This window comes from Klebsiella sp. WOUb02 (genome assembly GCF_050058015.1).
Classification (GTDB): domain Bacteria; phylum Pseudomonadota; class Gammaproteobacteria; order Enterobacterales; family Enterobacteriaceae; genus Klebsiella.
In genome coordinates this window covers 102773-125164 of the sequence record NZ_CP170111.1, presented here as the reverse complement: position 1 = coordinate 125164, position 22392 = coordinate 102773, and the positions used below count along the sequence as shown (strand labels likewise).

The window sequence follows — 22392 nt, the reverse complement described above, 5'->3', positions numbered from 1 at the left end:
TAAGCTTAATAACCTCCCCGCTAACGAGTGAGATTTATCGCGTTATTATTCGTGATGTGTGCAAGGCGTCACAGTAAGTATCCTCCGGCAGAGCCGGAGGCTTTAGGGTGAGCGCCTCAAAGGCGCCGACAAACCATGAGCCGCCCAGGGCGGCTGCTATACGTTCAGTTTCATTTGATCGTATCGTTCGTCTTCTCTCTCCTGGTTGCGTATGTACGCCCTGACCGTGGCTTCATCCAAACCAACGGTTGAAACGAAATAACCTCGAGCCCAGAAAACTTCACCGGTGAAGTTTTTACCTCTGCCGAAGTGTCGTGCTATCGCTATCGCACTTTTTCCCTTCAGATAGCCGACTACTGTCGATACCGAGTACTTTGGCGGTATGCTGATGCACATGTGGACATGATCGCGCATCAGATGCCCCTCCAGAATCTGACAGCCCTTCTGGCTCGCAAGCTCGTGGAATATTTTTCCCAACTCATGCCGCAGCGCACCATATAACCGCTGCTTCCGGCGTTTAGGGATATAAACCACGTGATATTTACAGTCCCATTTCGTATGGCTTAAGCTCTGATAGTCTCTCATCACGAATCCTCATCTCTTGGCGGAGATTTCAGATTCGCGCGACTGACTTAAAGGTCAAACCTTTCGGAGTCCCCCGGCAAAGCCGGGGGGTTACCGGATTTAATTAAATTAATCACCATTCAATATGCGGGTAATTTCAGTGGGAAACTTAGAGTCTATCCCAAAAGGAATTGCAGTATACTGCGTGGCGGATTCAAGTTCGAAGTGCAACGCTAAGCCGCCTGTCTTAACTCTGCAAAGACCACTGAAGGCTGCCGGAATTCGAGGCATTTTCGTGGCCTGCTGTTCAGTGCTCCCTGGTACTTGCGGAGCTCGTCATCCGTCACTGCTGTCAGGTCAGTTCCTTTGGGGATAAACTGCCTCAACAGCCCATTGGTATTCTCATTTAGCCCACGTTCCCACGAAGCATAGGGGTGAGCAAAACAGGTTTCCGTTTCCAGGGCCGCTGCGATCTCTTTGTGCTGAGTAAACTCCCCGCCATTGTCGAACGTGATGGTATGGCAGACATCTTTGTAGCCGCTCAACATCGAGATAATGGCTGTGGCCACTTCGGCTGAATCTGACGAAAACACCTTTTTCGTCAGATAAATACGGCTTTTACGCTCGACCAGCGTCACGATGGCTCCGGTGCCTTGTTTACCCAGTACAAGATCCGCTTCCCAGTCACCCAGTCGGGTACGAGCATTAACAACGGCTGGTCTCTGCTCGATGGATACGGCGTCAGGAATCGGACTTCGCTTTTTACCATAGCCTTTGCGATAGCGGCGTTTACCCTGTCGGAGGAGCTTATACAGCTCACCGCCCTCTGATTTATCGCAGGTCACGTGCTGGTAAATCCACTCGTGACTAACCGGCCTGTCGATGATATGGCCAACGGCGCTGATCTGTTCCGGGCTCCACAGCCAGTTTAGCGCTGCCTCAACAAAGAAGACTGTATCCTCGCGCATCCTGCGTTTGCCGGCCGCTTTACGACGACTGGTACTAAGCTTCTGTGCTGCCGCTGGCTGGTAGCCATCTACAGAACGATTACGACGCAGTTCCCGCGAGACCGTTGACTTGCTCACGCCTAAGCGGCGGCCAATCTCAGCCTGACTAAATTTGTCTTCACACAACAGGGCTATCTGGTATCGTAACCCTTCGGTTAGCTGCTGATATTTCATAGTGACTCGCTCATCTTTGGTCGGAAGAGCAGGATAGCTTATCGGCAGCTAACCGTCCCTCCATCCACATGACCGAGCGTTGCACTTAGAGCCCATCCCAAAAGGAATTGCAGTATACTGCGTTACGGTAATTGATGAGGGAAAAGCATGGCAGGCATTAAATGGCAGATTAGCGATGAACTCTGGGAAAAAATGGCTCCACTGCTCCCGGAACACAAGACCAACCATCCGTTGGGCACGCATCGCAGGCGTGTTGATAATCGTGCCGCGATGAACGCCATTTTCTTCGTGCTCAGAACAGGGTGTCAGTGGAATGCGCTGAATGTGACAGGTATTTGCTCATCAAGCTCAGCCCATCGTCGTTTCCAGGAGTGGCGGGATGCCGGCGTTTTCGAGCGGTTCTGGCAGAACGGATTGCTGGCCTGTGAGAAGCCTGATGCCATTGACTGGTCATGGTTGTCGATGGATGGTTGCATGACAAAATCGCCGCTTTCAGGCTCAAAAAAACGGGGCGCAACCCCACTGACCGGGGAAAACAGGGAGTAAAACGCAGTCTGATGACCGATGGTAACGGTCTGCCACTCTCAGTCGTTGTCAGCGGAGCCAATACTCACGATATCCGGTTAGTTGCAGAGACGCCTGATGCACTTCAGACGGGCCGACCCGGTAAAAGGTTGAGACTGTGTATGGACAAAGGTTATGAAGCCGAATGGCTTGCGGCATATCTGAAGCTTCGTCGGTATGAACCTCATATACAGTCACGGAAAGAGGAGTCAGAAGCCCTCAGAACGACAGAATTTAAAGCGCACCGTTGGGTAGTGGAAAGAACGCATAGCTGGATGAACCGGTTCCGGCGGATACTGACGCCGTGGGAGAAAAAAGTCGGGAACTACGAAGCCATGCTGCATTTTGTCTGCGGTGTCATTGTCTGGAATAAGCACCTATTGGGATAGCCTCTTATTATCTGAATTCGCGGTCAGCATTCAGCCCGCATACAATCCCATTAGCCGTGATGTTTTTCAGTGTGACAACACCTTTATCCTTACCGTGCAAAAGGTGTGGAAAGGCCAGAAATTGTTTCTCCTGTATCTTAATCTGAATGTATTTTTTTAGATGTTGTAAGGTCAGTTCACTGCAAACGCCTTTGACATCCATGGAGTGGGTGAAATGCCATTTTTTACTTTGTCCCTGTTTGGCTATCAGTGACGTGCCACATATGAGGCAAATACAGTTGCACGAAAGACCATTTTCAACACTGGCAATATCAACGATTGTATTTGTGTCTTTATCAAAACCAAATGGGATCCACTTTCGTGCATTGCGTTTCATGTTGATTCCTCGTTTAATGCAGATAAAATATTCTACATCAACCGCCTTACTCAAACCGGAAATAACATGGTTCACTGGAGAAATATTTAAATATCATCAGGCATGAGACGCCACACAGAAGTGGGAATTTTGTCATATATCTTTTTCATATAAATCTCAGATCTTCGGTGGTCATAAGCACCATTCAGACTGATAATTTCGTTTATTGCTCGACCTTCCTCGCTTAATTTATCCTGGATACGTTCAAAAACTTTATCAAGGGTTTGTGTTGTACTGCATTTTCTGAACTTCAGGAGATAAACTTCTCTGAGGCTGCTTTCAGCATTTGGGCTTTTCAACAACGACGCTCAGGTGCATTTTCAAAAATCTCTATATTTTCGGAAACAATAAATGAATGCCCCCAGACTGGCAAGTCAGGCAATTCTGGTTTTTTGTGTTTGTTCCTGGCTTTGAACAAAAATACTGTTAACATGCTGGTTATAAAACCAGTACTGTTAAATGACATGAGATCTTCCATGACAGATAAAACTAAGCTGATAGCCCTTTCACGACCTGATGACATGAGCGCTCTGGATGCGCTTAAGCTGTTACGTTTCCGCCGCTACAACACTGCGAAAAGCCAGCTAAGGACCACCCGGGTCTGGTCATCATGGTGTGCCAAAAACGGCCTGACGCCCTTCCCTGTGGCTGCTGTGGATGTAGAGCGTTATATCAACGGGCTGAATGGTTCCGTCAAAATGGCGACCATTTCTCATTTCATTGCATGCCTTGCGAGCGTTAACGGGAGTCTCGGATTTCCTGACTTCCGCAACGTTCTTATTAAGGCGCTTGTCCAGGTCTGGCGGGCGCGTGAAAATGAGAAAAAAGTGGTTACCGGCCAGGCGCTTCCTTTTATGGTTGCAGATCTCAATATACTCCGTCGGGTGCTCCGGAAGAGCGACGACGTCAGGGATATGCGAGACCTTGCTATGATCTGGGTTGGTTTTGAAACGCTGCTGCGTAATGTGGAAATCCGGAGGATTAAAGCCGGTGACCTCAAATGGCAAAATGACAGTTCCTGTTACCTTCTGGATGTGATGCGAACCAAAACAAGCCTGTCGAGCAACCTGACGTTTCAACTTTCGCCACAGTGCAGCCAACACGTCAGGCGACTGATTGAAACGGTGGAGTATACGGACACAGAAGCCTTCGGGAACCGTTACCTCTTTCAACCCGTCAATGTCTATACCAATCGGTATTTTCCGGCCACCAGCAGTAAGTTATCCAAAGGCAAATCTATAGATAGCATGTTCCTGAAGGCTGGCTTCAATCAGGAGTTGCTCACTCAGCTGCAGAATGATTCACAGGTCACACGAGAGGATGTAGGTATTCTGTCCTCCAATTCACTGAACCAGGCATTTTCACGCCTGTGGGATATGGCAGGTAAAGTGGGTGATAACCGGCAGTCTGGCCGGTACCTTAAGTGGACAGGCCATAGTGTGCGTGTAGGGGGGGCTATTGAGCTGTTTAAGGATGGATACACTCTGGAGAAAATTACGGAGATGGGAAACTGGTCTGATCCGAAGATGGTTTTCCGGTATATCAGGGCATACCTTGCCAGTGAAAAAGCCATGGTGAGCTTTATGCGCAATCATCTGGACGATATATAACCAGAGTCCGGATGTACCGGCACTCAGGTGTTCACGTTCTGTGTGGGTTAATGAAAAAACGTTAAATATTAATCTCCTTTAGACCGGTTAATACAAAATTACCGCTGCCAGATAGTGTGTCAAAGTCAGTCACACTGAATTCATGCGTATGAAACCAGACGACACGACACATAGGACAGGTAACCGGTAATTCATTCTCGGCTATCTTCTCGCAATTATGGATTATTTCACCCTGCTCATCCCTGTTGATATTATAACCACTTGTGCAGAGTGTTTCGTACCCATGTGCGCCCGTTACAATATGTGTGGCTGTTCTCTCTTGAATCTCTCCATTTACTTTTATCTGTTCGCGGGTAGTCATTGTTCGTTTATTATTCATTGTCCCTCCGGATGGAATGTTATACCAATGATACTTTAAGTTGGTGGAGCCTGAACCCAAGGCCGCGCCAGGGAGAAGTTGTTGGAGTACTATCATCCTGCATCTTGAAGTTACTTGGGTATAGAAGGAATGGTTATTACTCTTGTGTTAACACTGACTTCTGTTGGGCAATAGTTTCAGGCAGAACTACATGGTCAGGAAAAACACGCAATACATCGCCGCTCAGAATTGATACAGACTGAGCCTCATTTACCTTGCCATTGGTAATCGACCTTATTTCTTAATTATGCTGCCGTGCAGCTGGAAGACGGAGAAATACAGCATCTTGTTCCAGAATCGTTTCTGGAGCGTTTCACGAAGGAAAATGCTGGGTGATTTCATTTGTTATCGTTTCTGGGCTGCCTTTTCGGCTTTTCGCTGTTTTTTTAATCTCCATTTTACCTTGATACCCGCAAGGGTGTAAAGAACCACAGAGGCAATGAAATTTACCAGTGCAGCAAATTCCACCCCCAGATGAATAACTGCCGGTTTAATGGGCAAAAATAAAGCCACGAGAAGTAGAATAAAGGAAATGATACACCGTAATGTCATACCTTCCGTACCGTCACCCCGAATATTCTGGCTCGCACCTGTCCCGATTTTGCTTGTCAGAATATTAAGGCCAAACGCACACAGGGCGGTTACGACCATGAAAATTGCATAAGTCATTATTCCTCCGAGGGTTTTGATTTCAACCTGACTACATTCACCAGTTTCTTAATGCCGCCCTCGCCTGGAACAAACACATAGCGATACCTCGGCCAGGTGGTATGAGAATAAACCTCACCAGCGGTATTCATATCAAGTTGCGTAAGCCTTGATGTCTTGCTCTCTGGCAGTTTATCTACGGGGATCATCCCTTTTCTGAAACTCTTCATCATCAGAGCAAGCGGGGTTCTGCAATTTTTATTGCTCATGGTTTCTGTGTAACGGATCATCCCTCCTATAGTGACCTGAACTGTACCGAGTTCACAGTCAAACTGTGGCATCACAGGCCAGCAAGGGATTTCAAGATTCATGCTGGTCAGAGCCTGCTCGTAGCCCTGCTCACTGGTTTCCACCGATGTGTTGAGTCTAAATAGCTGCGTCTAATACCGCTACACTTGCCATTTATTGACATGTGGCAGTTACGCAAGAGCAAAACATCGCCAGACCGACGTAGTGCTGATTAGCGGGGAGAACAGCCCCAATCCCTTGTCCAGCGAGGGCTGGCAAAAAGTGTAGCACTATTCCGCGCAGCTATTTAGGGAAAAGAGCATGCATAAACCGGATGATCTTGAGCACACCGGGCGTACTGGCTTTGCGTTGATAAATATCAGGCAACCAGGGCGAAGTACTGGCCCATATGGTGGTACTTGCATATACCCGTTTCTCCATATGCCACAGAATGGTTGGATCTGACAGGAAATGATGCACAGTCAGTAACTCAGCCAGAAATCTGTCTTCACTCGGTTGCGTCATGTGTACTAGGGAAGGTGCGATTTAATCGTCAGTTATGAGAATATAACCCTTTCTTTGCCATAGACTTTTCACGATGCCCGCTCTTGCCAGCTATTCCTCCCGCAAAAAACAGTTCCTCGACCGTATGGATGTTCTCGTCCCGTGGTCCGATATCGCTGATATTCTGCTCCCGTGGTATCCCTCGTCCCGACGGGGACGCAGACCTTTTCCTCTGCTGCTCATGCTGCGCATTCACTGCCTGCAACTCTGGTTTGACCTCAGTGACAGTGCTGCCGAAGATGCCCTCCATGACATGCTGCCATTTCGTCAGTTTGCCGGTATCGACTGCTGCGTCCCCGACCGCACCACCATCATGAATTTCCGTCATTTTCTGGAGAAACATAATGCCGGTGAACAGGTACTGTCCCTGATTAACCTTAAACTGAAGCAGGCAGGACTGATGATGCGTAAGGGCGTGATTATCGATGCCACCATCATCTCCGCTCCCTGCTCTGTGAAAAATAAATCCGGGCAACGTGACCCGGAGATGCACCAGACCCGTAAGGGAAATCAGTGGTACTTCGGTATGAAAGCGCATATTGCGGTTGATGCCGCGACAGGCCTGACTGAAAAAGTGGTCACCACCGCCGCAAATGAGCATGACCTTAATCAGGCGGAAAATCTGATTACGGAGCCTGTGGAAGTGGTGTTTGCTGATGCCGGATACAGGGGGGCGGAAAAGCGGGAGTCACTGAGCGGGCTGTCAAAATACTGGTTTATTGCGAAAGGCCCGCTTGCTGTAAAAGAAATGAAACAGCATCCACGTCGGAATAAACAGGCACTTCATGATGAATTTGTGAAAGCCAGTATCAGGGCGAAGGTTGAACATCCGTTCCGGATACTGAAATGCCAGTTTGGTTTCAGAAAGACCCGATTACGGGGTCTGAGGAAAAATCACAACCGGCTGTCAATGCTGTTTGCGATGGGGAATCTGGTTCGCGCAGCGCAACTGGCGGGAATAGCGTAAATAATGTGCAAAATGAGGGTGTTCTTTGCCATTCATTGAATAATGGAGAGCAAATATTCACCAGTACAAAGTGCTCGTAGACGTCTTACAGAGAGAAAATACAGCTCAGCGAAGAACCCCGCTGAACCCCACCGATTAAATCGCACCTTCCCTAGCTCAGACCTGATCTGACAGTTACCGGTTATTTATACAGGTGTCTGTCAGATTAAATCTGGTTCAGATTTTTTTCTGCCCAGACCCGTTTTCCATCAAGTAAAGTCGCCACTGGCGTACGCCCGCAGCACATTTTCCCCTGATGAGTTCGCTCATTATTGTAATGCCACAACCAGTTGTCCAGCTCCCTTTGCAGGCTTTCCACGTCTGCATAGAGCTTCTTGCGGAACGTAACCTGATAAAATTCCTGCAAAATAGTTTTATGGAACCGCTCGCAGATACCGTTCGTCTGCGGAGACATCGCCTTCGTTTTCGTATGGTCGATATCGTTGATGGCCAGATAAAGCTGATAATCATGCTGCTCCACTTTGCCACAGTACTCCGTCCCCCTGTCGGTCTGTATTCTCAGCATTGGCAGTCCCTGAGACTCGTAGAACGGCAGGACGCGATCATTGAGCAGGTCAGCGGCAGTGATCGGCGTTTTAGTCGTATACAGCTTGCAGTGCGCCACTTTTGAGTACGTATCCACGAACGTCTGCTGGTAGATACGGCCCACACCTTTCAGATTGCCCACGCAGAAGGTATCCTGCGATCCCAGATACCCCGGATGTGCCGTCTCGATTTCACCGCTGGCCTCGTCATCGAGCGCCTTCTTCTCCAGCGCTGCGATTTGAGCGTCGGTCAGCACGATGCCTTCTCTGGCGACTTTTGCCTCAAGCGCCTTCAGGCGCTTACGGAAGTTCTCCAGGTCGTGTCGTTGCCAGATGGAGCGCACGCCGCTGCCGGAGATAAACACGCCTTTTTTACGCAGTTCATTACTGGTCCGGTGCTGACCATGAGCCGGGAACTCAACGGCATACTCAACAACCGCGTGTTCAGTGGCTTCATCGGCGCGGTTCTTCAGGTTAGGGACTCTGCGGTTTTGATTAATCAGCGCGTCAATACCGCCTTCTTCAGCCAGCTCCTGATAACGATAAAAGGTGTCGCGTGACACGCCCATGATTTTACAGGCTTTTGAAACGTTACCGAGTTCTTCGGCCAGATTGAGCAGGCCGGCTTTGTGTTTGATGATGGGATTGTTAGTATAAAGCATGAGAGTTACCTCGTGTATTGTATAAGGATTCGACACCCATATCAAAACCGGTAACTCTCAACCTTTCAAGGCTCAGTGTCAGATCAAGTCGCGACTAATACACAGAACTGCTGCCCTGGATTCTCTCACCTGTAAAATAACCCTTACACTACGTCCCCCGTGGGGCGCTTACACACCTGTTGCAGGGCGGCGCGGACCACCGACTGGTTTGCCCTACTGACGCGGCTCAGCACATTGCGCATAAAGTGGACCCGGCAGCGCTGCCAGCTGGCACAGAACATCTGCTGTTTCGCCGCCTTCAGGCCGCTGTGTGAGTCGGAGATACCCTCCAGACCTCGCTCCTTCAGGCTCAGCAGGAAGGCCAGCCAGAACGCTTTGGCTTCTGACTCACCGATACCTATCCCGATGATGAATAGCGATAGCAACTTTCGCTGACAGCAAACAACTGGCAGGCAAAACGTATGCTGACGCTCCGGCTTCTGACCGCATCCTGTGCCATCTGCTTTCGCTGCGATGGCTTCACCACTTTTTTGCCATGGCCTCCTGAATAATTTCGGCTTTGAGTCGCTCTTCGGCATACATCTTTTTGAGGCGACGCAAAAACATAAGGTCACCCGTTATGGATGGAAGTAAAGAAACTGAACATCCGAGACCGAGAACAGCCGTTCACGTTGCAACACCACGTGCGTACTCCCTCCCTGCCCCTGTAGCCAGCGAGAATAAAGCCCCTCGAGTATGGCACAAAATGAGTTGCACCAGCGCACTCGGTGCGCATCATCGCGACTCACCGGCAGCGCGCGATGGCGCAGTCGTAACCCGTCGTCACCCACATCAACGCTGACCACACCCCATTTGAAGCGGCACAGCCACTGGTTGATATTGGCTTCCAGCTGGCCCACGGTTTCCGACTCGGGCAGCGGGTAGCGATCCGCCAGCATCTCACCCATCTGGCGTAAGAAAGGCTGACTTTCCAGCTCACCGGCGTTGTTCAACATGCCATCGACCATGATCAGCAGCAGGTCAAACCATCCGGCTGGCGTCTGCTGCTGTTGAAACCAGGTCATGACTTCCGCGTTGTTATTCTCTGTCATGATCAGTTGTCTCCCAACATATAGCGGATATAGAGACCCGCGGTGCTCTCGTTATAGTCACCGAAGGTGTCGTAGCCAATCTGGCCGCCCAGCGTCATCTTCTTGTTCACTTTGTAATCGGCCCCGGCACGCAGCGTATAGCCAATGCCGTTCTTCGAGGTCGCCGAATAGTAAGCTTCCTTCGCAAAACCGTTGCTGACCGCGGTCTCCAGAGTTTGCTGCCATTCAGAGTTGGTCGGGAAGTAGGCGCTCTTATCCTGGCTGTAGGATTGATAACCCACTGACCCGCCCAGCTTCATCGTCCAGTTTTCATACTTCTCGGTCAGGTTAACCGGCAGCGAGACGCTCACGTAGTTCTGCGGGCTGAAGTAACCACCCTGGCCATAGGTGAAGTAGCTGAGGTTTTTCGAGTAGTCCATGTAGCTCATACTCAACCCGGCCTGCAGCTGGCGATATTCATCGTGATAGGGCCGCAGATAGACCCCGGCGTTAGCGTTAACGCTGGTGTTGCTGGCGACGTTGGAGCCAATGTAGCTGTAGCCGCCGCCGCCCACATAGAAGCCAGCATCGCCATCGTCATAGCTTAACTGGAGGGTGCCACCGTTTTTGGTCACCTGCCCCCAGGTTTTCCCGGAGTAGGAGTCTTTCAGGCCGACGTAGGAGAGCAGGCTATCGGTCAGTGAGCGGCGCTCGCCGGTGAAGATCAGCGACAGGTAGTTGGTCAGCTTCGGCGACCATTTCACACCCCCGACCACGGTATTAAGATCCTGGCCCAGCGGGGTACTGCCGATATCGACACGGTAATTATCGCCGCTCAGGGCCATGGCCAGCTCAACGCCATTAGCCTTCTGGGAATCCGTTGAGCCGCTGGCCTGATCGACGTTCGGTTTCAGACTCGATGACGCCAGATAGCTGGCCACCTGGCCGGAATCATAGGTACCGAGTTTCGCCAGATTCTCCATCCCGCTGTTGGTGGTAGCGTTAAAGTCGGAGGCGTTCAGCGTCCCCAGAGTACTTAATGCCTCAGCCCCAGGATTGCTGGCAAAATAGGTTTCCTTTTCCGTATCGGTCATCGCGGCAATCGCCGCCTGCTCGCTGGTGGCGGTGGAGATCATATTGGAAACCGCATTGGAGAGCGGGTTCGCACCGTATCGCCGCCAGGCATCGCCGGTGGCGGTGCCTGCATTCAGCGTGATCGGCGTGACGGTAAAGTCAAAGCGCGAGTCGCCAAACGGCGATGAGGACCACGTCAGCGGAGTTTTCATCTCCGTCAGCTTACTGGTACCGGATTCACCATCGCGCCCGCGCACTTCCATACCGCCCTGCAGCCAGGTGCCGGTTTTTTCCTGTAGCGCCTCCATCATGCTGTCTACCTGACGCAGCGTACGGGTTTGCGCGGTCTCTACCGGCAGGTCGGGACGCTGGATCCCCGGCAGGGTTGTGCCGGGTCCGGTCGACACCTGGGCGACCTGCCACGGCATATACTGTCCATAAACCGATGCCGTCCGCGTCGGGGCGGTGGTGCGGGAGACGCCCACAAAGGGGTTATCCGCCGCCAGCACGCCGCCAACGGTTGGCGTCTGGGCGCTGTTGCTGCTCTGCAGCCCCAGCAGCTTGCCGCGCGCGCTGCGCAGAAAGGTCATCGCCTGCTGGTGATGCCCCTGCGATTCTGCCACGCGCGCCAGCAGTACCAGGCGATCCGGCGAGTTATCCGGACGCAGTCCGCCAGCCAGCTGTTCGGCACGGTCGTTATTGCCTTCCGATAGCGCAACGTCGATCGCGCCGGTACGCGCCGCCTGGTCCGGCGTGTCGCGGGTCATCAGATAGTCATAGACCACGCCCGCTTCTTTGTTCATTTTTCCGCTCTGATAGAGTCGCGCCATGGCGAACATCAGGTCGGTATTTTGCGGGTCGCTTTGCATCGCCCCCATCAGTTTGTCGTAAGCTCCGGCATAGTTGCCCTGTTCGCGCAGCCGGTCCGCTTCGTTGATCACGTAACCGTTGCGGATGCTCGCCAGCTGCGTCGGCGTACTGGTGGCCTGCAGCTGCGGGTTGGTCAACAGCGCTTGGGCTTCGTTGGTCAGCCCCGCCTGATTGAGCACCGAGACCTGATCGGCATAATCGCCAGCATTGCCGGTGATACCGCCGCTGATATTATTGCGCACCAGCGTGACGGCCCCGGTGACATCGCCGCTCTGGGCCAGCATACGCGCCAGCTTGCCGACATCCGCCGGTGATTTTGGCGGCGTCGCGGCCATCGCTCTCAGGGTATTCGATGCCGCGACCGTATTCCCTTGCGCCAGGTAGTTCTGCGCGGTCACCAGCTGCAGGTTGTAGTTCACCCGCTGGCGTAAATCGCGCATCTGGCTGGTCTGGCTGGCGGCGGGGATCCGCCCCAGCAGCGTCTGCGCCTGCTGCCAAGCGCCATTTTCGCTGGCAAAGAGCGCGGCGGCATACAGCGAATTGCTGCTGGCGCCAGGGCGATAGGCGGCCGCCATCGTCGACGCGGCTTCGCTCTCATTGCCCGATTTTTGCAACAGTCGCGCGAGATCCAGACGCATCCAGGCATCGTCCGGGTAACGTGATACCCCCTGACGTAAGGTCGCGATTGCCGCCGTGACGTTGCCGCTGTTGGCCTGCTCTTGTGCCTGACGACGCAGTGAATCTCCCGGCATCCCGGTCACCACGCGAGGCTGTAGCTTCTGCTGCATGCTGGCCGGCAGCGTGCGCAGCATCTCCTGAGCCTCCGCCGATTTATTTTGCTCGCGCAGGACGTAGTACAGGTTCTCGCGCGCCGGGCCGTTTTGCGGCTGGTCGTTGAGCAGCGAGCGCAGGGTTTGCTCCGCCTGAGGAAGGTCTTTGTTATGGCGCAACACATCGGCACGGAACAGTTTTGCCGACGCGCCACGCGTGCCGCTCTGCTGAACCAGCGGCGCGGACAGCGCCAGCGCCTGGCTGATGTTGCCCTGTTTGTAGGCCTGCTGCGCCTGCGCCAGTTGGCCGTAGAATAAGGCATCAGCCGCCTGCTCGCGGCGGGCGGCGGAGTCAGCGCCGCCAAGATCCGCAGCCCGACTTAAATATTGCGATGCGGCCTGAAAATCCCCGTTACGTTGTGCGATATAGCCCATCCCTGCCAGTGCATCAGCATCCTGTGGGTTGGTCTGGAGCACTTGTTCAAATTGCTCTTTCGCGGCAGTGGTATTGCCGCTATTGAGGTTAACAAACCCCTGACCACGCGCCTGGCCGCTGATCCGCTGCCGGTAGTAATTCTGGACTTCAGTATCCTGCGGGTGACGCTGCATCCATGTATCATACATCGCCTCATCGCCAGCCTGCGGCCCCAGCCACAGCAGCGCCTGACGTAGGCCGCTGTCGGCCTCTTTGCTGCCGGTGGCCATCGATTCCAGCATCGAGATCCCTTCCCGACGGGTGTCTTCCCGCCAGGTCAGCGCTTTGCCTAACGCCACGCGCGCGGCGTTCTCCTGTGGATGCTGCGCCACGTACTGACGCAGTTCGCCGACCGCCTGCGGGTAGAGCGATTTGTTGCTGGCCATCGTCATGTAGTATTCGGCAGCCAGGCTCGATGGCGGGGTATTGCCATTAAACATGCCCCGCCAGGTCGTTAATGCCGCCGAAATATTGCCGCTGCGCACCTGCTGTCTTGCCAGGCTGAGCTGCCCCTGCGGGACCTGGGCCATTTTCCTGGCGTTATCCAGCTCCTGCAAATTCGGGCTATTGGGCGAGACCTTCGCCAGTCGGGCGCGCCACTGCACGGCCGCCTGGAGATTCCCGCCCTGTTGCGACCACAGCGCCATCAGATACATGGCCTGGATGTTATTGGCGTCGACCAGCAGCACTTTTTGCAGCGACTCCATCGCCAGCTCATCATGCGATTTCTCATGCCAGTAGTTCGCTTGGGCAAAAAGCGCCTGTAGTGCGGCGTCGTTGCCAGCGGCGAGGGCATCACCGAGTACGCCAAATGCCAGCGCGCCTGACAGGCAAAGAGTGGACAATTTACGGGTCGACCGGCGATTCATTTTGATAACTCGTCTCATTGGTTTTCCCCCGAATTCAGACGCTTGCGAGCATGGCGTTTAAACATAGCGGTGAGCGCGAAGCCGATCATCGAGGTGGCGAACAGCCCCAGCAATGCCAGCAGGCCAGAGTGCTGGCTGGCATACCATACCGCTATCATGTACCACGGCATCTGACCGCTCGGGAACTGCGTATTGACCTGGAAGCTGCGCAAACCATTGTCGCTGGTGATGATCGCCGTATCGCCCCGGATGCCGGCGTTGATACGCGGTGAATCAAGGTCGACTTTTAGTCTTGCCAGTTGGTCATCGTTGCTGGCCATCGCCACCACCACCGTGCGCTGTGAACTCCACGGTGAGCGGTAGCTAATAAAGCCGCGCCAGGCGTTGCTGGAAGAAAGGTAGCGATCGGCATCCACACTAGCGGACGTCCAGTCACCGCTCAGCCAACGCTGAACTTTTTCTCCCAGCCCCGACTCACGCACGCCCAGTTGGTTATCCGCCTGATAATAGGGCGAGTCTGCCAGCAGGCTTTGGTTAAATGCTTTCTGATCGAGGCCGCTGACCGCAAGGACATCGCGATCGCGCAGATACTGCAGACCCGCCCCACGATTCGGGATACCCAGGACCACCCGGTTGTTGGCTAGCGCTGTTCCGGTCGCATTCCCCGAACGTGCCACCAGGTTAAGCAGCGTCGCCACCTGAGTTTCTGACGGTTTTTCTGCAAGCAGCAGCACGGTTTGTGAGTAATCCGGGAGGCGCGAGAACGGGAACGACGCCCCGACGAAATAGGAGAGGTTTGGCAACAGCGAGAAATGGCGCGTATTGCTTAAATCAATCCATGAATCATCAGTAATGCGGCTCTTGACGTTGTTATTCATCACCACCGAACAAGGCGCGTTGTCTTTCGGGACCACGTTAAAATAGAGCGACAGCTGGTTATCACCGTAGATCAGGTAGGGCGCCAGCGGGATAGTAAACTGCTCCTGACGGGCATCGCCCCCCAGGCGGCGCCACAGTTTCTCCAGCGGCCCCTGCTTGTTCAGTGGTAAATTGTGCAGGAAGGTGTTGTTGAGCGTGACGCTCAACAACGACTTATCTTCGTTGATCCAGTTTTCCGACGGGAAGCGGTAGCCAATCTGCAGCGGAATAGTTTCGCCATCCCAGAGGTACAGGTCAGGTGCCGCGCGGAATGCCACCCGCAGCGGCTCATGCCAGACGCCGTTGACTGTCATACTTTGGTCTTTACGCAGCAGCTCGCTGATTTTTACCGGCCGATCGGTTGGGATCCAGCGTGGAGCGTCATACGGTTTTCCAACTGGGATCGCCTGCGGATCCACTCTCAGACTGGCGGTCTGTGGAGCAATGTTGCCACGGGTCAGACGCCAGGCCGCAGCCCGTAATGCCGCATCGTTTTGCCCGACGATCAACAGCAGTTTGTAGGTCGGGTTCCCCGGGTTATCGACAATCTTCAGCAACGGTTTGTCGGTTTGCGGCAGGGTGATCCCACCTACCTGGTCACCGGGATGACCGATAATAATGCCGTGACGTTCCGGTAAACGATCGCGCAACGCATTGAAGGAGATACCTCGATAGTCCGCCTGAATCCCCAGCCAGGAGGAGATTAATGATGCGGCACTATAGACATCCGCGCCGGCGTTTTCCGGGAAGGCCACCGCGATATCTGCAGGGGTCATCTGCATGTTGTCAAAAAACGGCCGCGGGAAATGGCTTAAATCATTGCTGAGATTCAGCGGCTGGCTTTCCCAACTGAAGCGCGACGCCGCTAAAATGGTGACGCCCGATGTATCCTGACTATTGAGCAGGCACTGCATGTTGTCGCCGTCATTCACCTTAAAGCTCAGGTTATTGCTGGAAACCATCAGCGCCGCCGGAATATCCAGCTGATAGTGGGAAATATCGGCCCCGTCGGTACCCAGCGGCACCGTGCCCAACGGCTGGCCGTTAAGCATCAGCTGCAGCGTAGCGTTACGGGTTGCCATTTCTGGCGACACCCGCACATCCAACATCAGTTCGGCATGGGTCACGACCTGGTCAGAAGGCAACGTAAAATCAGCGCCCCCCTGGCGTTGACCGCCGCTGAGGATAATGCCGTCCGGCATCCCCATTTGCGCCAGATTCAGCGTGCCGCTAACGACCGGCGTTAACGGTACGGCCAGCGGTGCAGCTGTGTTGACCGGCGGCGGTAGGTCAGACAGCGAGGCTGCCGCCGGACCCGCTGCGGTAGTGGAGTCGGCAGCCGTCGTCGCGTCAGCTACTGGCGCTGGTGCTCCTGCAGAGACCGATTCTGGCGTTTCCGTCTGACCCGGTGCAGTCGTCGTCCCGTCGACGGCGGGGCCCGGCAGCGGAAAGTTCAGCGCAGCCGTCGGTTCGGCAGGCGTCTCTTCACCGTGCAGCGCAGGCACGGAAAAGATCCCTGCCAGCAGCGCAAGCGTGGTCAATCGCTTCATAGTTGGCCATCCTCCTGTGCGGTGCTCGCAACAGGTTTCTGCCGACGGCGGGCGCCCCGGGTTTTCCATGACAGCCAGAACAATTCAAAGACGCAGCGTAAGATGGTCACAAACGAGCGGAACGGGTTGTCCTGCGGAAGCGGCGGGTTAATCCAGGCATCCGCACGCGCCAGCACCACACGCACCAGCTCGCGGCGCAGCGACAGCGGGATATTTTCATCAAACTTGAGACGAATAAACTGCTGGTCAGCGGTCACCTGCTCTGCCGGAATACAAATGGCCCCGGATTGGATAATCAGCTCAATCTCTTCAATTTCGTCCTGCAGATGGCGGTCATCCGGGACCGCAATACGACAGCCGCCCATCGACAGGTCAGCGGTATGGCTACGTGAAACCACGCCGCTGGCGTAGTGAATCAGCACCGGAATATCGACATCAATACGGATAGTCTTGCGTACCTGACGGGTTTCTCGCGCTACGGCAATCGCCGCCAGCAGGAAGATCAGACTGTAGAGCCCCCAGCCGACGTTCAGAGCGATTACGTTAGGGTCAGATCCGAAGTAATCATGCCCAATGGCGCGAACGATACCGACAATCACGCCGACGCCCAGCAAACAGGCCACCACCAGATGCGGCCTGACAACGGTAAAGTCGAAGTAACCGACATCCAGCAGCCCCCCTTTGTCGGTCACGTTGAACTTGCCGCGTTTGGGGAAAATCATCGTCACCAGCGTCGGCAACACCAGGTGGAATGCCAGTACGATGTCGTAGATTTCCCCCCAGAAGCTGTAACGATAGCGGCCATTCATCCGCGAACCGACGTAGATCGCGAGGAACAGATGTGGCAAGGCATACGACACGATCAGGCTCGCCGAGGAGTAGATAATATTCAGGTTAAACAGCAGATACGCTAACGGCGCGGTGACGAACACCACCCTCGGTAACGCAAACTGGTAGTAGAGCATGGCGCTGAGGTAGCACAAGCGCTGCTGGAACGTCAGCCCTCGACCCAACAGCGGGTTATCGAGGCGGAAAATCTGGGTCATGCCGCGTGCCCAGCGGGTTCGCTGAATCACGTGTACCACCAGACGCTCGGTCGCTAAACCCGCCGCCAGCGGAATATCGAGAAACGCCGATTTCCAGCCCAGACGCTGGAACTTCAGCGCGGTGTGCGCATCTTCGGTGACGGTTTCCACCGCAAAACCACCGATATCTTCCAGCGCTTTACGGCGGATCACCGCACAGGAGCCACAGAAAAAGGTCGCATTCCAGTTATCGTTACCCTGCTGAATCGGCCCGTAGAACAACATCCCTTCGTTGGGAATATTGCGTCCCACCGCGAGGTTACGTTCAAACGGGTCCGGCGAGTAAAAGTAGTGCGGCGTCTGGACCAGCGCCAGCATAGGATCCTTGAGGAAACCGCCCACCGTAGCCTGCAGGAACACGCGGGTTGCCACGTGATCGCAATCGAAGACGCAAATCAGCTCACCCTTGGTGAGGGTCATCGCATGGTTCAGGTTACCTGCTTTGGCGTGTTTATTGTCATTTCGGGTGATATATCCGACTCCGACATCGGCGGCAAACACCGCAAACTCGCTGCGTTTACCGTCATCAAGCAGATAAATTTTCATCTTATCTGCAGGGTAATCAATACACTGCGCGGCCAGCACGGTATCACGGACCACGTCCAGCGGTTCGTTATAGCTAGGAATATAGATATCGACCGTCGGCCAGGTGCTCATATCATCCGGCAGCGGGACGATTTCGCGCTTAAGCGGCCAGACCGTTTGCAGGTAGTTCAGCAGCAGCATCACCCAGATATAGACTTCCGCCAGAAACAGTGCCATCCCCAGAACCGTCTCGATACCGGAGTTAAAATGCAGAGTTTGCGTCAAGCGGAAATACATATAACGGGTCGACATCAGCAGCGAAGTCACGACCATAATGACCGAAATACTGCGCTTTTTGCTAAATCCCATTAAAAACAGAATACCGATACTCAACAGACCAAAAAGATACTGCTTTTGGCTGTCCATCGGCGTAATAATCACCAGAACGGCAACGGGCGACAGCACCAGTGCCAGCAACCAGAAAAGAGACTTTTTCATTCAGCAGCCCTGCAATAAGTTAAAGCCCTGACATGCGAGGCCGGCTGTGCACCGTGCCGTCGCCAATTTTGATACCCAGCAGCGTAGAGATTTTTTTTGCAATGATTTCAATATCAAAGGCGGCCGAAGAGGAGGAACTAAAGTCGAGAACGGACTTCTGGGACGCATTCGCCTCCACCACACTTTCATCACGGTGGATGATACCCAGCAGCCGATCGCCCAATTTGTCCTCCATCAGCGCGGTCACGTCGCGGCTGACCTGGCGACGATTATCACTCTGATTCAACACAAAATAATGCCCGAGCTTGTTGTTTAACTTACCGCCAGTCAGACGCTGCTTTTCCACGTGCGACAGGGTCGACATCGACGCCGTATCCGCCAGCAGCGGCACCAGGTGGAGATCAGCCAGTGACGTCAGCGCGGTTAGCGCTGGCGACGGGCCAGGTGGCAGATCGGCGATGATAATAAGCCCGGGATAATTCAATAATGCCGCCAGTCCACGGGTCAGAAAGTGAGGGTCAGTGGCCAGGTGTTGATCAAACGCCTGATGCTGCGCCTCGCTGACATCGCCATACGGCAGGACAAAAATATTACTGCCGGCGCTGAGTACACACTGGCTCCAGTCATGAAGCTCCAGCGCTTTCGCGACATAGCCGCGTTCATGGCTAAGCGGGACGCCAAAATGCAGGCGTAACGCATTCTGAACGTCAAAATCGACAACCAGAACTTTGCTACCCGCGCGCGCCAGTGAATAGGCAAGATTAGCCGCGAGGGTCGTTTTTCCTACACCGCCTTTTGGAGAACACACGCAGATCAACGGCATGTCGCAATCCTTCCTAAGAGTGATTTCAGCAGCTGATCTTTATTTTTTGCCGCCGGTTCAGCGGCTTTTGCCGCAAATAAATAAGCAAAGCCGTCGTTGGTCTGTGCAGCCGTCACCGCTGGACGCGGCGCAATTCGCGGTGCAGGTGCTGCGGCGATGGCCGGAGTGGGGTCCGCCATGACCGGCGGTGCTGCTGGCGCCACCAACGGTGGCGGTTCAACAGGCACAGCTGCAGCAACGGAGGAAGCGACCGGTTCAGGAATCGGGGGCGTAGCAACCTGCTTTACCACAGGCGTCGGCGCAGGAGATTGCACAGGTTCTGCTTCCACCCAATGGAACATATCCGCTGGCACGGGTTGTGGTATGGGTAGTGATACCGATCCACCCATTGCCAGAGAAGATTCTTTCTCTTCCCCAGGGGTTAGCTGATTGAGAATAATCCAATCGCCCTGTTCCCGGGTGGGTGCCTGTGATGAGAGGTCCTTGAAATGTAGACTTTGCGTACGAGTCTTTTCCTTGAAGCGATGCAAATCATCATAATGGTTCATAGATAACCTCATGATTTTAAATACATAATATTTAATTTGTTTTTATTTTGACACTACGGTCTTAGAGCATAGTTTATTTTATTGTTTATCAACAGATTAAGTTGATCAGCATGACCAACAACACAATGACTTTGTATAGGGATATTGGTCAAGGTGTGTAATTTATTAATAGCTTTTTGATTACCCTACCATTTCTTATACTAAATGACAGCTCCATTTTTTAGAATGGTATCTGTAGGCAAAACCTGAAACCACCTGATAACCCAAAATAACTAGGGTTATATCTGGTTATCATTAATAATAATGAAGTAAAATAAATTTTATTGCAACTGGAATAGATTTTATCCCTTTGTTCATCGTTATATAAATAGGTCTACGGCGGATTAAAGTTCGAAGTGTGGGTCGTGACGCAGACTTAGTGTTGTTGTACTCTTTGCCCTTTGGATGATTGATGGCAAAGATTGATGTGGTTTGTCCCCGTTGCTCTGAAACTCAGGGGGTTATCCGGAACGGCCATTCCAGTTCAGGCGCGCAGCTCTATCGTTGTAAGCAGTGCCTGAAGACCTTTCAGCTCGACTACCGCTACAACGGGGCGAAACCCGAAACCCATCAAACTATTGTTGATATGGTGATGAATGGCTCTGGATGCCGCGATACATCCAGAGTGCTGCGGATAAGTCTTAACACCATTCTCCGTCATCTAAAAAACTGGCACCGCATCAGGTAACGCAAAACGTTGAGCCAGGCGCAGAAGTCGTTATCCGCTGTGAAGCCGATGAACAGTGGTCATATGTCCGCTGTAAAGGCAATCAACGCTGGCTGTATTATGCCTGTGACCGCATCCGAAAGCGCGTCATCGCCCATGTATTTGGCCCACGAAATGCGCTGACATTAAAGCGTCTTCTGGTTTTGCTGAGCCAGTTTAGCATTGCCTTCTACATGACCGATGCCTGGCCGGTATACCGAACTTTATTGTCCTCAACCAGTCATGTTATCAGCAAGAAATACACCCAGCGGATAGAGCGACATAATCTGAACCTGCGGACACATCTTAAGCGGCTTACCCGCAAAACCATATTCTTCTCAAAGTCTGAAGAAATGCACGACAAGATCATCGGCTGGTATCTGACAATCAAGCACTACCACTAAATCTGCGTCACGACCCAGATTGACACAAAAGCACGAGATTTATAAAGTGCTATAGCGTGGAACAACCGGAGCGTACATGCAGTACGTGAGGATTGTGAGCACAGCCTGAGGCCAAAGGGGGCAAATAAAATAGCCTAATGGGATAGAATCTAAGAGCCTATCCCAGTAGGCGTAGATTGATGCAGCCAGTTTGGCCACGGACAGTGCGGAAAAACCGGAGCGTACACGCAGTACATGAGGATTGTGAGCAACTGCCTGCGGCCAAAATGGCAAATAGAATAGCCTACTGGGATGGATTCTAAGCCAGCATTATTTTTTCCCTCAGGCTGGAGGTAGTGGCTAATTGTCCATCAACGGTAATCACAATAGCGTCCATCCCCTCTATTTTATTGACCGTTTGTAAAATAGTTTTCGGATTCAGGCCAAATAGTTTCGTCGTATAGATATCACAATTTATTGATTTATCAGAAATAATAGTTAAAGAAGCAACATTGTTCCTGACCGGATAGCCGCTATGGCTATCAAAAATGTGATGGTATTTATTGCCATTGTACTCAAAGGTTCTTTCATAAATACCTGAGGTCACTACCGACTGATTTCTTACCTTGATCTTTGCAACACTATGGCCTCTTGGCAGAAAGGGGTTCTGTATACCGACATCCCAATCGGGGCTTTTTTTAGGTGATTCGCCATAAACAAGCAAATTACCGCCAATATCAATCATGGCGGAAACTGGGTCTTTTTCCTTAAAGAAATCCATGATCTTATCGCTGAAATACCCTTTCGCAATGGCGCCCAAGTCTATTTCAAGGCCTTCTTTGGCAAAAAACACCGATTTTTGATCATCGTCGAGGACGATATCGGCAGGATCTAAGCGCGCCAGAACCTGGCGGATCTCTTCCTGGCAGGGTACTCTTGCTTCATCAAAGCCAATTCGCCAAAGCTTAACCAGAGGGCCAATGGCAATATTCAAAAAACTATTGGATTCCAGGCTATGATCTCTTCCCACCTTGATCAATTCATACAAATCCGGATCCACAACGACCGGTTCTTTGACCGCGGTTGTTTTCAAAGCTGACAATTGAGAGAATTCATTATTGGCGCTAAAAACTTGCTCGTAATGCCTTAACCGGTCACACGCCACTGCCAGCCACTTCTCAGCCTGACATCCCTTAAAATACAGGCGAATCCTGGTCCCCATAAGATCGATCACTTGATTGGCCTCTGTCATGCATTCTCCTTCTCACGACGTGAGTATTGGGCGGTATCTTTATAACGCAGAAATGAATCAAGCAGATCCGTATCGATCGCCGA

General features: G+C 52.7%; 18 protein-coding genes and 4 pseudogenes. 4 read left to right on the top strand and 18 right to left on the bottom strand.

Annotated elements, in window-relative coordinates:
* Positions 1 to 156: 156 nt before the first annotated feature.
* Both tnpA and ABOC21_RS28580 read right to left on the bottom strand, forming a co-directional pair.
* The gene (gene tnpA, locus ABOC21_RS28585; RefSeq protein ID WP_426812394.1) at positions 157 to 585 is read right to left on the bottom strand and encodes an IS200/IS605 family transposase; all 429 of its coding nucleotides are present in this window, start codon (positions 583 to 585) and stop codon (positions 157 to 159) included.
* Between the two features lie 212 nt (positions 586 to 797).
* Entirely contained in the window at positions 798 to 1745 is a 948-nt protein-coding gene (locus ABOC21_RS28580; protein ID WP_426815797.1) for an IS30 family transposase, read from the bottom strand.
* Between the two features lie 147 nt (positions 1746 to 1892).
* Between ABOC21_RS28580 and ABOC21_RS28575 the strand changes: the two are divergent.
* Positions 1893 to 2698 (top strand): annotated as a pseudogene (locus ABOC21_RS28575) (IS5 family transposase).
* A gap of 7 nt (positions 2699 to 2705) precedes the next feature.
* Here ABOC21_RS28575 and ABOC21_RS28570 read toward each other — a convergent pair.
* The 3 genes from ABOC21_RS28570 to ABOC21_RS28560 all read right to left on the bottom strand — a co-directional run bounded on the left by ABOC21_RS28570 (position 2706) and on the right by ABOC21_RS28560 (position 3579).
* Positions 2706 to 3074, bottom strand: a complete 369-nt coding sequence (locus ABOC21_RS28570) for a hypothetical protein (protein ID WP_426815796.1) — start codon at positions 3072 to 3074, stop codon at positions 2706 to 2708.
* An 86-nt stretch (positions 3075 to 3160) separates the two neighbouring features.
* Positions 3161 to 3415 (bottom strand): Hha/YmoA family nucleoid-associated regulatory protein, encoded by a 255-nt coding sequence (locus tag ABOC21_RS28565; protein WP_426815795.1) that lies wholly within the window; start codon positions 3413 to 3415, stop codon positions 3161 to 3163.
* Positions 3409 to 3579 (bottom strand): hypothetical protein, encoded by a 171-nt coding sequence (locus ABOC21_RS28560; protein ID WP_426815794.1) that lies wholly within the window; start codon positions 3577 to 3579, stop codon positions 3409 to 3411. The genes ABOC21_RS28565 and ABOC21_RS28560 overlap by 7 nt, the downstream gene beginning before the upstream one ends.
* A gap of 10 nt (positions 3580 to 3589) precedes the next feature.
* On the opposite strand from ABOC21_RS28560, the gene ABOC21_RS28555 reads away from it, so the two are divergent.
* The gene (locus ABOC21_RS28555) at positions 3590 to 4723 is read left to right on the top strand and encodes a tyrosine-type recombinase/integrase (RefSeq protein WP_426815793.1); all 1134 of its coding nucleotides are present in this window, start codon (positions 3590 to 3592) and stop codon (positions 4721 to 4723) included.
* 61 nt (positions 4724 to 4784) lie between these two features.
* Here the strand turns inward: ABOC21_RS28555 and ABOC21_RS28550 are convergent, their stop codons facing one another.
* The 3 genes from ABOC21_RS28550 to ABOC21_RS28540 all read right to left on the bottom strand — a co-directional run bounded on the left by ABOC21_RS28550 (position 4785) and on the right by ABOC21_RS28540 (position 6160).
* Positions 4785 to 5102 carry a hypothetical protein gene (locus tag ABOC21_RS28550; RefSeq protein WP_426815792.1) on the bottom strand — a complete coding sequence of 106 codons (318 nt, stop codon included), beginning with the start codon at positions 5100 to 5102 and terminating at the stop codon, positions 4785 to 4787.
* Positions 5103 to 5486: 384 nt separating this feature from the next.
* A complete protein-coding gene (locus ABOC21_RS28545; RefSeq protein WP_426815791.1) occupies positions 5487 to 5810 on the bottom strand; it encodes a hypothetical protein in 324 nt (107 codons plus the stop codon).
* Positions 5810 to 6160, bottom strand: coding sequence for a hypothetical protein (locus ABOC21_RS28540; protein WP_426815790.1), 351 nt, complete (start codon positions 6158 to 6160; stop codon positions 5810 to 5812). Before ABOC21_RS28540 ends, ABOC21_RS28545 begins: the two co-directional genes overlap by 1 nt.
* 515 nt (positions 6161 to 6675) lie before the next feature.
* Between ABOC21_RS28540 and ABOC21_RS28535 the strand changes: the two genes are divergently transcribed.
* Positions 6676 to 7608, top strand: coding sequence for an IS5 family transposase (locus tag ABOC21_RS28535; RefSeq protein ID WP_426814827.1), 933 nt, complete (start codon positions 6676 to 6678; stop codon positions 7606 to 7608).
* 205 nt (positions 7609 to 7813) lie between these two features.
* Here ABOC21_RS28535 and ABOC21_RS28530 read toward each other — a convergent pair whose 3' ends face one another.
* The 9 genes and pseudogenes from ABOC21_RS28530 to ABOC21_RS28490 form a co-directional block, all read right to left on the bottom strand.
* Positions 7814 to 8854, bottom strand: coding sequence for an IS481 family transposase (locus ABOC21_RS28530; protein WP_426815789.1), 1041 nt, complete (start codon positions 8852 to 8854; stop codon positions 7814 to 7816).
* Positions 8855 to 9027: 173 nt separating this feature from the next.
* Positions 9028 to 9264: pseudogene (locus tag ABOC21_RS28525) on the bottom strand (transposase); the annotation flags it as partial.
* A gap of 2 nt (positions 9265 to 9266) precedes the next feature.
* Positions 9267 to 9451: pseudogene (locus tag ABOC21_RS28520) on the bottom strand (IS3 family transposase); the annotation flags it as partial.
* A 20-nt stretch (positions 9452 to 9471) separates the two neighbouring features.
* On the bottom strand, positions 9472 to 9948 hold the full coding sequence (gene bcsD, locus ABOC21_RS28515; RefSeq protein WP_426815859.1) for a cellulose biosynthesis protein BcsD: 477 nt from the start codon (positions 9946 to 9948) through the stop codon (positions 9472 to 9474).
* Entirely contained in the window at positions 9948 to 14000 is a 4053-nt protein-coding gene (locus ABOC21_RS28510; RefSeq protein ID WP_426815788.1) for a cellulose synthase subunit BcsC-related outer membrane protein, read from the bottom strand. Before ABOC21_RS28510 ends, bcsD begins: the two co-directional genes overlap by 1 nt.
* On the bottom strand, positions 13997 to 16450 hold the full coding sequence (gene bcsB / locus ABOC21_RS28505; protein WP_426815787.1) for a cellulose biosynthesis cyclic di-GMP-binding regulatory protein BcsB: 2454 nt from the start codon (positions 16448 to 16450) through the stop codon (positions 13997 to 13999). The genes ABOC21_RS28510 and bcsB overlap by 4 nt, the downstream gene beginning before the upstream one ends.
* The gene (gene bcsA, locus ABOC21_RS28500) at positions 16447 to 18558 is read right to left on the bottom strand and encodes a UDP-forming cellulose synthase catalytic subunit (RefSeq protein WP_426815786.1); all 2112 of its coding nucleotides are present in this window, start codon (positions 18556 to 18558) and stop codon (positions 16447 to 16449) included. The genes bcsB and bcsA overlap by 4 nt, the downstream gene beginning before the upstream one ends.
* A gap of 19 nt (positions 18559 to 18577) precedes the next feature.
* Positions 18578 to 19370: pseudogene (gene bcsQ / locus ABOC21_RS28495) on the bottom strand (cellulose biosynthesis protein BcsQ).
* 1 nt (position 19371) lies between these two features.
* Complete coding sequence (locus ABOC21_RS28490; protein ID WP_426815785.1) at positions 19372 to 19929, bottom strand: cellulose biosynthesis protein BcsO; 558 nt, start codon at positions 19927 to 19929, stop codon at positions 19372 to 19374.
* 451 nt (positions 19930 to 20380) lie between these two features.
* Here ABOC21_RS28490 and ABOC21_RS28485 point away from each other — a divergent pair.
* A protein-coding gene (locus ABOC21_RS28485; RefSeq protein ID WP_426815784.1) for an IS1 family transposase occupies positions 20381 to 21078 on the top strand; the annotation gives its coding sequence in 2 pieces (ribosomal slippage) (positions 20381 to 20639 and positions 20639 to 21078; 699 coding nt in all).
* A 298-nt stretch (positions 21079 to 21376) separates the two neighbouring features.
* Here the strand turns inward: ABOC21_RS28485 and ABOC21_RS28480 are convergent.
* The gene (locus ABOC21_RS28480) at positions 21377 to 22309 is read right to left on the bottom strand and encodes an FAD:protein FMN transferase (protein ID WP_426815783.1); all 933 of its coding nucleotides are present in this window, start codon (positions 22307 to 22309) and stop codon (positions 21377 to 21379) included.
* Positions 22310 to 22392: the final 83 nt, after the last annotated feature.

Coding starts and splice junctions, on each gene's coding strand:
- ABOC21_RS28545 (WP_426815791.1), bottom strand. CDS start 5,810: ATGACTTATGCAATTTTCATGGTCGTAACCGCCCTGTGTGCGTTTGGC.
- ABOC21_RS28580 (WP_426815797.1), bottom strand. CDS start 1,745: ATGAAATATCAGCAGCTAACCGAAGGGTTACGATACCAGATAGCCCTG.
- ABOC21_RS28550 (WP_426815792.1), bottom strand. CDS start 5,102: ATGAATAATAAACGAACAATGACTACCCGCGAACAGATAAAAGTAAAT.
- ABOC21_RS28570 (WP_426815796.1), bottom strand. CDS start 3,074: ATGAAACGCAATGCACGAAAGTGGATCCCATTTGGTTTTGATAAAGAC.
- ABOC21_RS28540 (WP_426815790.1), bottom strand. CDS start 6,160: ATGAATCTTGAAATCCCTTGCTGGCCTGTGATGCCACAGTTTGACTGT.
- bcsB (WP_426815787.1), bottom strand. CDS start 16,450: ATGAAGCGATTGACCACGCTTGCGCTGCTGGCAGGGATCTTTTCCGTG.
- ABOC21_RS28510 (WP_426815788.1), bottom strand. CDS start 14,000: ATGAGACGAGTTATCAAAATGAATCGCCGGTCGACCCGTAAATTGTCC.
- ABOC21_RS28535 (WP_426814827.1), top strand. CDS start 6,676: ATGCCCGCTCTTGCCAGCTATTCCTCCCGCAAAAAACAGTTCCTCGAC.
- ABOC21_RS28555 (WP_426815793.1), top strand. CDS start 3,590: ATGACAGATAAAACTAAGCTGATAGCCCTTTCACGACCTGATGACATG.
- ABOC21_RS28480 (WP_426815783.1), bottom strand. CDS start 22,309: ATGACAGAGGCCAATCAAGTGATCGATCTTATGGGGACCAGGATTCGC.
- tnpA (WP_426812394.1), bottom strand. CDS start 585: ATGAGAGACTATCAGAGCTTAAGCCATACGAAATGGGACTGTAAATAT.
- ABOC21_RS28560 (WP_426815794.1), bottom strand. CDS start 3,579: ATGTCATTTAACAGTACTGGTTTTATAACCAGCATGTTAACAGTATTT.
- ABOC21_RS28530 (WP_426815789.1), bottom strand. CDS start 8,854: ATGCTTTATACTAACAATCCCATCATCAAACACAAAGCCGGCCTGCTC.
- ABOC21_RS28490 (WP_426815785.1), bottom strand. CDS start 19,929: ATGAACCATTATGATGATTTGCATCGCTTCAAGGAAAAGACTCGTACG.
- bcsA (WP_426815786.1), bottom strand. CDS start 18,558: ATGAAAAAGTCTCTTTTCTGGTTGCTGGCACTGGTGCTGTCGCCCGTT.